The sequence below is a fragment of the Micromonospora sp. NBC_01699 genome (genome assembly GCF_036250065.1).
Classification (GTDB): Bacteria; Actinomycetota; Actinomycetes; order Mycobacteriales; family Micromonosporaceae; genus Micromonospora_G.
In genome coordinates, this window is sequence record NZ_CP109199.1 from 5,024,656 (window position 1) to 5,038,427 (window position 13,772).

The 13,772-nt window shown below is 69.8% G+C and carries 9 protein-coding genes; 4 read left to right on the forward strand and 5 right to left on the reverse strand.

The window, feature by feature from the left end; all coding sequences use genetic code 11:
* Positions 1-141: 141 nt before the first annotated feature.
* Both OG792_RS20700 and OG792_RS20705 read right to left on the reverse strand, forming a co-directional pair.
* Positions 142-630: a hypothetical protein gene (locus tag OG792_RS20700; RefSeq protein WP_329101309.1), complete on the reverse strand. Its 489-nt coding sequence runs from the start codon at positions 628-630 to the stop codon at positions 142-144.
* A gap of 63 nt (positions 631-693) precedes the next feature.
* Complete coding sequence (locus tag OG792_RS20705; RefSeq protein WP_329101311.1) at positions 694-1,041, reverse strand: GntR family transcriptional regulator; 348 nt, start codon at positions 1,039-1,041, stop codon at positions 694-696.
* A gap of 695 nt (positions 1,042-1,736) precedes the next feature.
* Between OG792_RS20705 and OG792_RS20710 the strand changes: the two genes are divergently transcribed.
* A complete protein-coding gene (locus OG792_RS20710) occupies positions 1,737-2,690 on the forward strand; it encodes a hypothetical protein (RefSeq protein ID WP_329101313.1) in 954 nt (317 codons plus the stop codon).
* A gap of 615 nt (positions 2,691-3,305) precedes the next feature.
* On the opposite strand, the gene OG792_RS20715 is transcribed toward OG792_RS20710, so the two are convergent.
* Positions 3,306-6,968, reverse strand: coding sequence for an nSTAND1 domain-containing NTPase (locus OG792_RS20715; protein ID WP_329101315.1), 3,663 nt, complete (start codon positions 6,966-6,968; stop codon positions 3,306-3,308).
* A gap of 382 nt (positions 6,969-7,350) precedes the next feature.
* Here OG792_RS20715 and OG792_RS20720 point away from each other — a divergent pair, with 382 nt between their 5' ends.
* Entirely contained in the window at positions 7,351-8,742 is a 1,392-nt protein-coding gene (locus OG792_RS20720) for a DUF4153 domain-containing protein (RefSeq protein ID WP_329101317.1), read from the forward strand.
* 336 nt (positions 8,743-9,078) lie between these two features.
* Here OG792_RS20720 and OG792_RS20725 read toward each other — a convergent pair whose 3' ends face one another.
* On the reverse strand, positions 9,079-10,209 hold the full coding sequence (locus OG792_RS20725; protein ID WP_329101319.1) for a hypothetical protein: 1,131 nt from the start codon (positions 10,207-10,209) through the stop codon (positions 9,079-9,081).
* Positions 10,206-11,141, reverse strand: a complete 936-nt coding sequence (locus tag OG792_RS20730; protein ID WP_329101321.1) for a transporter substrate-binding domain-containing protein — start codon at positions 11,139-11,141, stop codon at positions 10,206-10,208. The genes OG792_RS20725 and OG792_RS20730 overlap by 4 nt, the downstream gene beginning before the upstream one ends.
* 655 nt (positions 11,142-11,796) lie before the next feature.
* Between OG792_RS20730 and OG792_RS20735 the strand changes: the two genes are divergently transcribed.
* Both OG792_RS20735 and OG792_RS20740 read left to right on the forward strand, forming a co-directional pair.
* Positions 11,797-12,060 (forward strand): hypothetical protein, encoded by a 264-nt coding sequence (locus OG792_RS20735; RefSeq protein ID WP_329101323.1) that lies wholly within the window; start codon positions 11,797-11,799, stop codon positions 12,058-12,060.
* A 459-nt stretch (positions 12,061-12,519) separates the two neighbouring features.
* The gene (locus tag OG792_RS20740; RefSeq protein WP_329101325.1) at positions 12,520-13,770 is read left to right on the forward strand and encodes a S1 family peptidase; all 1,251 of its coding nucleotides are present in this window, start codon (positions 12,520-12,522) and stop codon (positions 13,768-13,770) included.
* Positions 13,771-13,772: the final 2 nt, after the last annotated feature.

The window sequence follows — 13,772 nt, forward strand, 5'->3', positions numbered from 1 at the left end:
GTGAGGCTTGGCGCGAGCTGGCGGCGACGGCGGCTGCGGCGGTGCAGGAGGCGGCGACGGCTGCCAGGACAGTGCCTACAACCGGCGACGCTCGCCGACGTGCCGGACAGCCTGGTCCAGGCCTGCTTCGCCGGGGACACCTCAGCGTGCGGCGGCCTCGCGGATGACGGCGACGGCCGCGGGGGCGTCCGGCACCGTGATGGTCACCGTACGGCCGGAGTGCAGCGTCAGGCGCAGGGTCGGCCCGGAGCGGACCGTGCAGCACGTCCGGCGCGGGGTCCACCAGAAGCCGTACACGACGGACCACGCCGGCAGGTTGATGACCTCGGCGTGGGCGATCTGCGCGAGCCGGTAGGTGCAGCGGGGCAGACCGAGCACACCGAACCGGACCGTCACGCCGTGTGGGCCCGCAGCGGTCCGGACGCTGGAGGATGTCAGCATTTCGAGCAGCACGCCGACGCCGATGACCAGCAGCAGGATCACGAGATCGCCGCGGTCGCCCGCCGACATGTTGCTCACGGCCAGCAGCGGCACGACCAGGGCGATGCTCAGCACCACCATGGGCCAGTTCGTGGCCCGTCCGGTGTAGACCGAGTGCCGGCCGGGGCCGGCAAATGCGGATGTTGTCATCGGAATCTGTCCTCTCCTAAATCACCTCAGTCGTGCCAGGACGCTCGGTGAGCCGTCCTATGGTCACGTCAGTCGCTCGATGAGACGGATCAGGTCGCTCTGACCGAGGCCGTACCGGCGTGCCTCGGCCACCAGGGCCTGGGCGGCGTCGAGCACGGGCGACGGCTCGGGCACCGCGGACGCCACCCGCGCACCGCGGCCCCGGCGGAATTCGAGCAGGCCCTCGTCCCGGAGCTGCCGGTAGGCGGCCAGCACGGTGTTGCGGTCGACCGCCAGCGCTTCGGCCAACTCGGCCGCCGGAGGCAGTTGCTCGCCGACGACCAGATCGCCCGCGGCCACGCCCTGGCGGACGCAGCGGGCGACCTGGTGCGCGAGCAGCTCCCGCGACGTGTGATCGATTACCCACCTCATAGTGCTAGTATTATCAGCACTATTCGAGGTCGAAGTCAACACCGGGTCGGGCCGGTTCCGGCCACGACGCTCCTCAGGCCATCCGCCGCCCACCTGAGCCGGCGGCAACCAGCTCGCACCACGCTCGTCGGGGGTGAGGGCCAACGGCCCGAGCCGGACCACGGACAAAACCACACGCCACCACAGGTCCGACCGGACCACGGACAAAACCACACGCCACCACAGGTCCGAACGGATCTCCTGCTGGACTACTAGGCAGGCCGGCGCATAGATAAATGAGTCCGAGTCGGGCGAGGTTGGGGCTGGTCTTCGATACCCTTCTGACTGGACGTTGTTTCACCTTCATGCCAGTAGCAGCCGATTCACGTCTTGACCTCGGCACCACACGATGCCCGATCCAACCCGGAAAGAACGCATCCCGGCCGGCCGGCGGCTCACCGAGGTGCGTCAACCAGTCCGCCATGCCCACATGGTCTGGAACGGACTCCGAACGGTGGCCAGACGTACGTCCGGCGACTCTCGTGCGTGACGCGCGGTCGCCAGCCTGACATCTTGTCGACCCTGCCGGCCGGAACGCTCGGCGCCGTTGTCGTCGACGTGCCTGAGGTTCGGCGTCGACCTGCACGGATCGAAGCCCCGCCAGACGAGCCGCTGCGCTGCGAAGCCGGCTGATCAGCGGGGAATATCATCCCCACATGATCGAAGAATTGATCAGAAGGGTTGCCGCCGAGGACGACGACGCGGTCGACGAACTGTCCGCGATCGCGGACACCGAGCCGCAGCGGCTGACCCCGTACCAGGGTCTTCTGCTCGACCTTGATCTGTTGTGGCCGCCGAAGTTGTACCGCGCGGCGGACGCCGACGTGATCCGCCGGGTCATCGAACAGGTCGACGGCGGACGGACGCCGGATCGGCTCAACCATCTGCTTCTCGTCCTGGCCCACACCGGTCACCCGCTCGCCGAGCGCGCCATGCGTCGCTGGGCAGAGCGGCCGCCGACGGGCGCTGACGAGTTGCACGTCGGGCCGCTGGGCTATGCACCCGAGGGCGGTTGGACGGTGGGCTCGGACGGTAATCGACGGGACCTGTGCGGCGACATCGCGTACCGCTGGCTCATGCGCGAGACGTCGCGCATCGACGACGCTCCCGACTGTCCGTGGTGCGCGTCGCCTCTGTGGACCGCCACCGACATCGACACTTCCGAATCAGCCGTCGCCGCCGCGCTGGCACACACCGGCTGGTCCGGCCGGTTGATGATCGAGACCTGCCACTTCTGCGCGTGCTACACGACGCTGTACAGCCGGGTCACACCGGACGGTACCGCCACCTGGTGGACCGGCAACATCCGACCGAGCTACCTACCGGATGCTGCCGAGCCGGAGAAACCGCCAGCGCTGCTGCCTGTCCTGGGACCGGCCCGGCCGAGCCCGTACCAGGCGAGCGCCTGGGAGCGGGGTGGCTCGACGCTGGGTGGCCGGCCCGATTGGATCCAGGATGCCGATCACGTCGGCTGCCCCGGCTGCGGACAACCGATGGACTACGTGGGTCTGATCGGTGGCGTCGACCTGGACGAGTTCGGCGAGGGCGCCTACTACCTGCACCTGCACCAGCCGTGCGGGTTGGCCGCGGTGAACTACCAGCAGAGCTGACCGCCGGCAGCATCACCGCGTGCCACCGCGGCGGGCAATCGTGATGCCTCCGGCGTCGCAGATCATGGTCCGCGACGACTCCCGGGCAGGCAACGGCCGCACCCGGGTGGCAGCAGCCGCTCGGTTGGGACTCCGGCGTGCTCGCCCCCGTCCGAGGATCTGTCTCGCGCGCCCCGGCGGTCCGGGACGGTTTACCCGTGATCCGGTCCGATCGCCTCGCCCGCGCGCGGTCTGACCGACGAAACCCATGATCCGTGCGTGGACCTAACGGGGCGATCACCGTTAGGTCCAGTGATAAGAGCAGGGCCGGGGCCTCGCCCGGGCGGACCAGTACGCCGGCGTGACTGACGTCGAGCGGCCCTACGTCGAACCGGTTGTCGGGGGTACCGCAGACTCTCGCCGTACGGTGGCGCGCTGTCCTTTCCGCGCGTTTTGCCGTCCGGCCTTGCCCGGCAAGGGCGCCTCGCGTCCCGCACCGGTCACCGGCGTAGCACCGCGTTGGTGGTGTTGGTGCCGGTGACGGTGCGAGTCGGCGCACCCTGCCTGCCTGCGGGACCGGGCCGACGTGCGGCGGGAGTGCTTCCAGACCGCCAAGACCGAGGTCGGCCTGGAGCCCTAGAGGTCGGGGAAGGTCAGCGCGGGCGCGGTGGGGTCGGCTCCCTGGCCGGAGGGGAGGTCGGGGCAGAGGCGCCGGTAGGGCTCTGGCCCGACGTAGTAGGTCCATTCGCCGCCGGTCAGGTTCCGTCCCGCTCGGCGGCAGAGCTCGGCGGGCCAGGTGTCGGGGGTGGGTGTGAGGCGAGCGGTGTGGTCCCAGGAGGTGGTGGCCAGTGTCTTGCCATCGGGGCTGAAGGCCACGGCCGTGACCCACCCGACGTGACCGGTGAGGCCGACGATTGTCTGGCCACGGTCGCGGTCCCACAGGTGGGTGGTGCCGTCCCGGCTGCTGGTGGCGATCGTCTGCCCGTCCGGGCTGTACGCGACCGCGGTCACCTCCCCGGTGTGTTTGATCAGGACGGACGCCACTCGGCGGTCGGTGATGTCCCATAGCAGTGCGGTTCCGTTGGCGGGGGCGATGGCGAGGGTCCGGCCGTCCGGGCTGAAGGCCAGCCCGTTCAGGTGGCCGGTCTCGGGGGCCAGGGTGACGATGGTGCTACCGGCGTCGGGGTCCCAGAGACGGACCGTGCCGTCGGTCGAGGCGGTCGCGACGGTGTTGCCGTCGGGACTGAAGGCCACGGCGTCCACCCAGCCGGTGTGTCCGGTCAGCACTGCGTCCGCGCGTAGGGTGGTCAGGTTCCACAACCGGGCGGTTCCGTCGGTGGACGCGCTGGCCAGGAGCTGGCCGTCGGGGCTGAAGGCGACGGATGCGACGCCGTCGGCATGCCCGGTGAGGGTGGCCTTCTGTTCGTGGGTGCTGGTGTCCCAGAACCGGATCCCGCCATCCTTGTGGCCGGTGGCAAGGGTCGTACCGTCGGGGCTGAACGCCACGGTGAGGACGAAGCCGGCCTTGGCGTCGAGGACGGCGGACTGATCGTGATGGCCGGTGTTCCACAGGCGGACGGTGCCGTCCCTGCTTCCCGTCGCGACGGTTCGTCCGTCCGGGCTGAACGCCACCGCGTCGATGTAGCCGGTGTGGCCCCCGAGCGTGGCGATGGACTGGCTCGCCCTCGTGTCCCACTCGCGGGCGGTGCCGTCCCGGCTGCCGGTGACGACGGTCGTACCGTCGGGACTCACCGCCACGGCGAGCACCTCGTCGGTGTGGCCGGCGAGGATGGCCAGGGGCTGGTGCGTGGTTGTGTCCCAGATCCGAGCGGTGCCGTCCCAGCTTCCCGTCACCACGGTGCGGCCGTCGGCTGCGAACGCCACGGCCCGCACGACGCGGGTGTGCCCGATGAGAGTGGCCCGGGACTCGTGCGTCGTGGCGTCCCAGATCCGCGCGGTGCCGTCCGCGGAGCCCGTGGTGAGCATCGTGCCGTCAGGACTGAAGGCGACCGCGAAGACCTCGCCCGTGTGGCCGGACAGGATCGTCGTCTGGTGGGTCAGCGTATTCCACAGCCGGGCGGTGTTGTCGTCCCCACCGGTGGCCAGGATCAGCCCGGTGCGGTCGAAGGTCACCGCGTTCACCGGGCCTTCGTGGCCGACCGGCACGGGCAGGGAACGGTTGGTGCTCGTGTCCCAGAGGTAGACGGCACCGTCGGCGTGCCCGGTCGCGATGGCCGTACCGTCCGGGTTGAAGGCCAGCGCGTTGACTGCGGCGCGATTCGTCAACGTACCGAGGGGCCGGTGGGTGGTCGTGTCCCACAACCGTACGGTGCCGTCGACTCCCCCGGTCGCCAGCAGGTGTCCGTCCCGCGTGAAGGCGATCGTCGTCACGGCACTGCCCTGGGTGAGCGCGGCGATCGGGCCGGCGGTCCACAGCCGTACGGTGCCGTCGTCACCGCCCGTGGCGACGGTTTCGCCGTCGGGGCCGTACGCGACGGCGGTCACCGCACCGGAATGCCCGATCAGTGGCCGCGCGACGTGCATCGGGACCGACAGCGCCGCCTGCGCGCTGGCCACGGTCTGAGCCGTCACGGAATGGCCGAGTCCGGCCAGCGCCAACAGATTCGCGAGGTCGGGCTGGGCCGTCAGCACCGCGCGCGACTGGGCGGCCAGGCTGCTGGCAACGGCGAGGTCGCGCTGGGCATTCGCCGTGACGGTCTGTACCACGGCGAGGACAGCGAGCAGGCTGACCGTGACCAGGCCCGCGACCAGGCTGCCGATGGTGACCCGCAGCCGCCGCCGGCGGCGCGTGTGGTCGCGCGATTGCCGGGCCAGGCTGGCGGCCAGGAAGCCGCGTTCGGTCTCGTTGAGGGCTTCGGTGTCGCGGTCGGCCCAGCCTGCGAGCAGGCTGCCCCAGTACAGGAACGCGTCGTCCTCGCCGTGCGTCGCCCAGTCGGTGGCGGCACCGGTGAGGCGGCGGTGGGCCCGTAGCGACTCGCGGTCGGCGGCGAGCCAGTCCCGAAGGGTCGGCCAGCCGCGGATGAGCGCCTCGTGGGCGATCTCCACGGTGTCCTCGCCGACCGTCACCAACCGGGCCGCCGCGAGGCGTTCCAGGACGTGAGCGGTGACGGCGTCGTCGCCGAGCTCCGCGCGGGCGACCCGCCGGCGGGTGTCTTCGGTACCGTCGCCCAGCGCGGTCAGCCGCACCAGGATCCGCCGGACCGCTCGGCGGTGCCCCTCGTCCAGCTCACCGAACACACGGTCGGCCGACTGCGCGACCGCGCCGTCCAGGCCACCGGCCGCCTCGTAGCTGGCCAGGAACAGGCCGGCGCCGCGCCGCCGGCGCCAGGTCTCCCACAGGGCGTGGGACACGAACGGCAGCGCCGCCGGTCGGGACGCCGCCTCGGCGACGATCGTGGCGACGAGGGTCTTCTCCACCATCAGCCCGGCCCGGGCCGCCGGTTCGGTGATGGCGACCGACAGCTCCTCGGGCGTCATCGGGCCGACGAGCAGTTGCGCGTCCTGGAGCGCCGCCACCAGCTCGGGCACGCGGGCGCAGTACGCGTAGAAATCGGCCCGGAGCCCGATCACCACCCGGGTGCGGCGGCCCACCTCGCGCGCCACCGCGAGCAACGCCCGGATGAAGGTCTCCTGCTCGGACTCGTCCTCGCAGAGGGAGAACACCTCCTCGAACTGGTCGACGATCAGCAGACCATCGGCGTCCGAGGCCACGAGGTTGTTCTCCAGTTCCCGTACCGGGTGGGCGCCCGGGGTGATCACCACCGTCCGCAGGTTCCCATCCGCGCACACGGCCGGCATCAACCCGGCCCGCAGCAGCGACGACTTGCCCGAGCCCGACGGGCCGACCACGGCGACGAACCGGTGCCGGGCCAGCCGGTCCGTGAGGTCGGCGACGAGGCGGTCCCGGCCGCAGAACCGGTCCGCGTCGTCCGGTCCATAGGCGGCCAGGCCCAGGTACGGCGGCCGGTTCCCGTCCGGATCGGGCGCTCCAGTCGCCTGTGGCGCCTCAGCATCCAGCTCTGCGACCGCGCTCCGCCAACGGGCCGTCCACTCTTCCTCGTCGCCATCGCAGGCCCGCGCGTACGCCACCGCCACGGCCAGGGTCGGCAGCCGGTCGCCCGCAGCGGCCTGGGCCAGCGCGGTGGCGGAGTAGTGAGCCCGCTTGGCCAACACGCGGTACGTCGGATTGCCCGCTGACTGCCGCAGCTCCCGCAAGGCGACGGCGAACCGCTGCGCCGACCCCTCGCCCGGATCCACCGGACGCTCCGGACGCGGCATTTCCCACCCCCAAAGACAGACGCGAATGCTATCAGCGGCCGTCATCGGATGGCTTGATCGACGGTTGTTCAGTTCCCGCAGCCGGAAGCCAAACAACCTGGAACCGAAAAACGTCCGAAACGGTTGTCCGCTGTTGTTTGTCCATACGGCATTCCCGAAGCCGGACAACCCGCGGCCCGCTATACACAGAGCCGCAAACCGCGTCACCCCGTCCGAAGGGAATCCGATGTCGTTGCCCGGTGTCACGACCGCCACGCCACCACCGACCGAGCCACCCGAGCCTTCGTCGCCAGCGTCGTCGTCACCCGAGTCCGGGCCGCCTGAAGCCACGCCCGCGCCGCGGCCCCGAGCGGCGATCACCGCCACCGGAGGCGCCGCGATCGTGGCGGCCGTCGCGCTGTCGTGGGACCGGCCGGGCATCGGGTGGCTGTTGACCGCGCTCGCCGTGGCCACCGCGATCCTGGTCTCGGCACCCGGCGGCTTTGCGTGGTCCGGCCGCACCACGGTCCGGGCCGGCGAGGCCGTGGCCGCGATGACTCTGATCGCCGTCGGCACGGTGCGCGCGGCGGAGTGGCTGTTCGTACTGTGCGTGCTGACCGCTGGCGTGGTCGGCTGCGTGGCCCTGGCCGATCGCTGGTCGGCTGGCGGCCTGGTGGCCGCCCCGCTGCGGGTGGTCGGTTCGGTGCCGGCGGCTCTGCGATGGCTGTTCCGGGGCGCGATCGGGACCCGTGGTCAGGATCGGAGCGCGCTCAAGCGGACCATGATCGCCGGGCTGACAGCGGTGGCGTTGCTGGCCGTGTTCGGGTTCCTGCTGGCCGGGGCAGACGCGGCGTTCGCCCAAATGCTGTCCGTGCTGGTCCCGTCCGTCGACGTCAGGACATCGTTGCAGTGGCTGGGGTCGGCGGCGGCCGCCGCCGTGGTGACGGCGATCGCGGCCCATGGTCTGCCGACCGGTACGACCGCGCCGGAACCGGAGTCACGGCCGGGGCTGGTCCGCCGGGTCGAGTGGGCCCTGCCGGTCGGCGGACTGGTCGTGCTGTTCGCGGGCTTCGTCGCGGTCCAGGCGACGGTCCTGTTCGGCGGCGGTGAGTACGTAGCGGAAACCGCCGGGCTGACGTACGCCCAGTACGCCCGGGCCGGCTTCTGGCAACTACTCCTGGTCACCGGGCTCACCGTGGTCGTGGTGGGCGTAGCCGCACAGATCGCGCCCCGGTCCACGGTGTCCGACCGGGTGCTGCTGCGTACGCTGCTGGGGCTGCTGTCGGCCCTGACCCTGGTCATCGTCGCCTCGGCCCTCTCCCGGATGGCGGCCTACGAGCAGGCGTACGGATTCACCCGGCAACGGTTGCTGGTGACCATGTTCGAACTGTGGCTGGGAGTGGTCTTCCTGCTCATCCTCGTGGCCGGGATCCGGCTGCGGGGACGATGGCTGCCCCGGGCCGCCCTCGCCGCGGCCGTCGCCGCGCTACTCGGCCTGGCCGTGCTCAATCCCGACGCGTTCATCGCCCAGCAGAACGTGAACCGGCTCAAGACCCATGGGATCGACGTGAGTTACCTCAGCACCCTGTCGGCCGACGCGGTCCCGGCGCTACAGGAACTGCCGGAGCCGTACCGCTCCTGCGCGCTGGCCGCGATCACCAACGAACTGACCGGTGGCTCGGCGTCCTCATCGGGGTACAACCGACGGGACGCCTGGTCGGAGTGGAATCTGGGCCGCGCCACCGCCCGGACGCGTCTCCACGACGTCGCCTTGGGCTCCTGCCCGGCGTGGTAAGGCCCGCCTGACGCTGACTGAGCTGCCGGTCGAGCGACCGCTTCAGGGGGCCCGGCGCCACGACCTGACGCCGATTCAGCGGGCCGAGATCGAGCGACAGGCACGGCAGCTCCGGGATGCCGATGAGCAGCGATCGGCCGACGCGGCGGGCAACCGTGGCGACGGACCCGACGCCGAGGAGGACGGGCAGTGTTGAGTGCCCGAATGCGCTGGAGGATCGCCTTTCCCTCGATTGGCTTGGGCCTGCTCCCGGTCGCCCCCGCGCTGTTCGGCACCTGGGCGTGGTGGCCAGCGGTTGCCAACAGCCCGCCACACCATTCCGCGCCGCTGCCGCGCTCAGGGGATGATTCGGCAGGCCGCGTCGATCGGGGCCTGCCGACGGACGAACCGGCCGAGGCCGACCAGCAGCGAGTCCTCGATGTGGAAGTCGCGTACCCGCAGCCGGTAGCGGGGCAGTTCCTCCTCGGTGGGACAGAGCACCTGCGACGCGACCCGGTCGACCGGGACGTACCGTACCCCGCCATGCTCTTGGAGGATCACCACGTTCACGTCGTCAACGCTGATCACGTGACCACGGATGTCCTCGTCTCCGCCACCGGTGTCCTCGATGGTGGTAACGGTGAGTGGCAGCACCGGCGTCGTGATCACCGGCACCGCCGCCCAGACCAGCATGACCAGCGCCGCGGCCTGGCCGACGGACGCGAGCGGCCGGGCGATCGCGGGCAGGATCGGGCCGGCGACGAACAGTGCCACCAGCGGGGGCACGGTGAAGAGCAGCACCACCACGTACTCGCCCTGTTCGAGGGCGTCCCACGTGGTGGGGAACACCAACCAGTAGTAGGCCAGCAGGCCCGCCCCGATGATCAGCGCCCGGGTGACGATGTGGTCGAGCAGGCGTACCGGGTCGAGCTGAAACGTGGCGGCGAGCGCCGGCAGGAGCAGCGGCAGGTAGAGCACCTGCCAGGTGACCAGCGCCAGAGCGAAGCAGGCGATCACGGACCAGACCGGTGCGACGTCAGCCCAGCGGGCAAAGATCGGCCGGCGCCGGCCGAGCCGCCCGTTCGGGTCGCGATCGGCGCTGACCGCCAGCACCGCACCGATCGCGAAGATGGCCACCAGGGCGGTCGACACCAGCCGGGTGGCGGTGGTGACGAACGCCGCGACCAGGTTGACCGGTCCTACGTTGGCCACCAGCAGCAAGGTGGTCTGCAACTCGCCACCGGCTTCGACACCGAGGCGCAGGACCGAGAAGATGGCGGGCGCGCCGACCGCCACCGCCCAGAAGGACTGGCTGGCCCGCGCCCGGTGTTCGGCGTCGTCCCGGGGCGGCCCGGTCACGGGTCCTGCCTTCGCCGTTGCGGCGTCCGCCCCGGTGGCCGACTCCGCCCCCGCCCCCGGATCAGTGCCGAGTTGCGGGTCCGCCTCGGGGTCACCGGCCACCGGTCGGCGCGAGACCGCGCCGCTCACCGTGGCGACCGCTCGTCGAAGTCGATCAGGTCCGGCACCTTTTCCGGGGCCGGTTGGTTCCGGTCCGCGCCCAGCCAGGGTCCGAGGGTCTTGTTGTACGCGGTCCGCCACGCGCTGCTACCGCCGTTGCGGCCAGCCAGGTAGCTCTTTTGCAGGAAGTAGGCGACCAGGTCACGCAGTGCAGGGTCGGTGATCGGGACGCCGATGCCCAGCCGTTCGCTGGTGCCGAACGGCATGCCCACGATCTCGAACTCCTTCGGGTAGCGGGACATGAAGCCGGCGAGAATGGTCTCGTCGGAACTCATCCCGTCGTACCGGCCCGCCCGGATGCCGGTGACGCAGTCGTTGGTCGTCATCACCACCAGGGGTGAGACCTTGTGCCGCCCCAGTTCCTCTTCGCTGGTCGAGCCGCCGCTGGTGCAGATCCGGTACGCGGGATTGCGTAGGTCCTCGATGGTCCGGATCTTCCCCTTCATGGCCACCGGAATGAGCACCTCCTGAGTGGTGACGAAGTACGGGCCCGCGAAGCTGACCAGCTTCTCCCGCTCCTCCGTGATCGAGAAGCTGGACACCACCAGGTCGACGTCGCCACCCTGGAGCCTGGGAATGCGGTTCTCGGTCTCGACCGCCCTGAACTCGATGTCCTCGGCGGAGTACCCCAGCGACGAGGCGATGTAGCGGGCGATCTCAACGTCGAATCCTTTGTAGACGCCGTTCTCCACCTCACCCATCAGCGGCTCGGTGCCGGCCACCCCGATCCGCAGCTTGCCCTGCTGGTAGATGTGGGTCTGCTTCAACTTCTCCTGCACCGACTGGAGCTTGGGGTCCTGCTGACTCTGGCAGCCGGCCACTGCGGCGAGGGTCAGGGTGAGGACCACCGCGACCGTGGTGGCCAGGCACCGGTAACGGGGTGGCGCGGACGTGGGGGTCATCTGCCCGTCCTCAACTCGAAGCTGGAGTGAGTGCGCGGAAATAGCCAGCGTATCGACGCCCCGCACGATCGGTCACCGTACCTTCACGCAGCCGGTAGAACCCGATTGCGTGCGACCGCGTCCCCGGTAGGCCATTCGGGCGCACACCTGCCGCAACCCGGCCGCCCCGATCGTCCCGCTGGCACTCGACCACGTCGTGCGGAGGCGGTGCGCTGGTCGACCCACCGGGCGTCGCCGGTCGGACTCTTCGGCGGGATGCCGGCCAGCAGCGCACCCGGATCAGGAGTCGGGGTGGCGTCGACTCACCGAAGTCGCGCCGAGCCACTGCCGCTGTGGCCGACACGACATCAATGGCTGCGTCGACCTCGGTCGAGGATCCAGACAGGACGCGATCTTCGGTGGGACCGCGGCGCAGTTTCGGGGAAATAGTGGCTACGGCCAGCCGGATAACCACTGTCTCCGCGTAATAGTGCGATCACCAGCACCCGCACGCGCCCAGACGGGGTGATCCTGGCGCGCAGCCGGACCAGCTTCGGCGATCGACTGACGGCTGCGCGTGTATTCGCAACCGCGCGGCAATCGGCTTGGTGACAGACGTTTATCGCTTGACAGCGACGGCAACAGTAAGCAGGTCCACCACTTCGGGTCGAGCAACATGGATAACGCGCAGGTACGCGTGAACGGACACGTCACATCGCTTACCCCGGTTCGCCGGTTAATCAACCAGAAACAGATCGAAAGCACCGGCAGCAGCGATTTTAGACGGAATCCACTCCGTTCGTACCAGCGGATGGGGCCGCTGACCAGCGACGAACAGAAGCCGGCCCAGGTCGCGACGGTGAAGCGCCCGCCGCTCGTCTCGGACAGCGCAACCGAAGCCAACTATCCCCAGCCCAGAGGCGTTTTGGCGAATCCATAAGCGACTCGGGACCCGATCTCTGGATGCCGCCGGTCCGTCCGCTCGGGACACCAGGAAACGATGATCCTTTTCGGCTGTCGCATTCCTGACGGACACCATCACCCGCGCCAAGATCCAGCTCACGATGGAAACGATCGCAATACTCCACTAACCAGGCAATAAGCACTGAGTAATCGTTCAGGACCCGGCCCGACAACCAGGCCGGCGGAGCCCGAAGACGGGTCGAGTCAACCAGCCAGACGGCAGTAGCACGTTCGGACCATCGCACCAAACCGTACGTCAGTCGGGGGTTTCGTCCGACAGTCGTCAAGCCATGACAGACAGTTCAGAATTTCACTTGACAATACATATCGATAATTCGCTGTCAGCAATGCGTCGCTTTAATTGGCATCAATAACTGTCGTGCAATTCTATCTCCAGCCAGGCGTGCAGCCTGGCGGGATCCAATGAGGAGGGTTTATGACCACCAGGACAATCCGGCTGCCGGCGCTCGTCACGGCGGCGGTCCTGATCGCCAGCGCGGTCTTCACCGCGCCCGTTCAGGCGAACACGGTGACGGCGAAGCCGGCGACCTCGTCGGCAACGGACGACAAGGCTGTTGCCTCGGCGATCGCCGCGTACCGCACGGCCTACCCCCAGATGTCCGAGGCCGCCGCCCGGGCGGCGTTCGACCAGCAGTTGACCCGCAAGAACCTGCAAATGCAGGTCTCCACCGACGCCGCGTACGGCGGTTCCTGGTTCGACGCGCCGTCCGGCGTGATGCACCTGTCGCTGACCAGCCCAGCCGCCGCGTCCGAGGCGCTCAAGACGGCGCAGAAGCTCGGCATCCGTGCCGAGGCGCACGTGGTGAAGCGTTCCTGGGCGGACCTGGAGCGGCTGGCCGCGTCCCTCCAGAGCAACAGCATGGCCAAGGCCAGCGACGGCGTGGTCGGCATCGACGTCAAGAGCAACACCGTGACGCTGGCCGTGTCGAGCCAGAGTGTCAGCGCGGTCAAGGCGCAGGGCGTGCCGGCCGGCGTCACCGTCGTCACCGGCTCGAACCTCAAGCGTGAGCTGGACGCCGGCTGCACTTCCCGGCTGGACTGCGACTGGACCATCCGGGCCGGCGCCATCCTGAAGTACAACGGCAGCCCGGTCTGCTCGGTCGGCTTCACCGCGCGTACCTCGACCGGGCAGCGCTACGCCTACACCGCCGGCCACTGCAACAGCGGCGGCGGCACCTGGAGCACCGGTGCCCAGGCGATCGGCCCGATGACCGGCTCGATCGTGTCCGGCGGACTCGACGCGGGCATCATCCGCAACGACAACCCCTGGTTCCAGTACGACACCGGCGGCGAGATCTACATCGAGTCGGGCAGCCGCACCATGCCGCTGAACTACGTGGCTCCGACGATGGGTTACCTCCTGGTCGGCGAGACCGTCTGCCTCGCCGCGAACTACACCTCGCCGAACGGCCCGAACCGCTGCGGCATCATCGGCAGCACCAACGACGGCGGCATGGTCCGGGTCGACGGGCTCGACGCCTGCGGTGGCGACAGCGGCGGCGGCTGGTACTGGCTGGGCTCGGCCACCTACCGGGTGGCGTACGGCATCCACAGCCAGAGCCACTACGGCTGCAACGGCGACCAGGGCGGCAGCCAGTCCTGGTTCAGCCCGATCCCGCAGATCACCCCGCTGTGGGGTCTGGCCGTCGAGACCCGCACCTCCTGATT

Excerpts from the sequence above, each read along its gene's own strand:
- OG792_RS20700 (WP_329101309.1), bottom strand. The coding sequence starts at position 630 with ATGACAACATCCGCATTTGCCGGCCCCGGCCGGCACTCGGTCTACACC.
- OG792_RS20705 (WP_329101311.1), bottom strand. The coding sequence starts at position 1,041 with ATGAGGTGGGTAATCGATCACACGTCGCGGGAGCTGCTCGCGCACCAG.
- OG792_RS20710 (WP_329101313.1), top strand. The coding sequence starts at position 1,737 with ATGATCGAAGAATTGATCAGAAGGGTTGCCGCCGAGGACGACGACGCG.
- OG792_RS20715 (WP_329101315.1), bottom strand. The coding sequence starts at position 6,968 with ATGCCGCGTCCGGAGCGTCCGGTGGATCCGGGCGAGGGGTCGGCGCAG.
- OG792_RS20730 (WP_329101321.1), bottom strand. The coding sequence starts at position 11,141 with ATGACCCCCACGTCCGCGCCACCCCGTTACCGGTGCCTGGCCACCACG.
- OG792_RS20735 (WP_329101323.1), top strand. The coding sequence starts at position 11,797 with ATGGATAACGCGCAGGTACGCGTGAACGGACACGTCACATCGCTTACC.
- OG792_RS20740 (WP_329101325.1), top strand. The coding sequence starts at position 12,520 with ATGACCACCAGGACAATCCGGCTGCCGGCGCTCGTCACGGCGGCGGTC.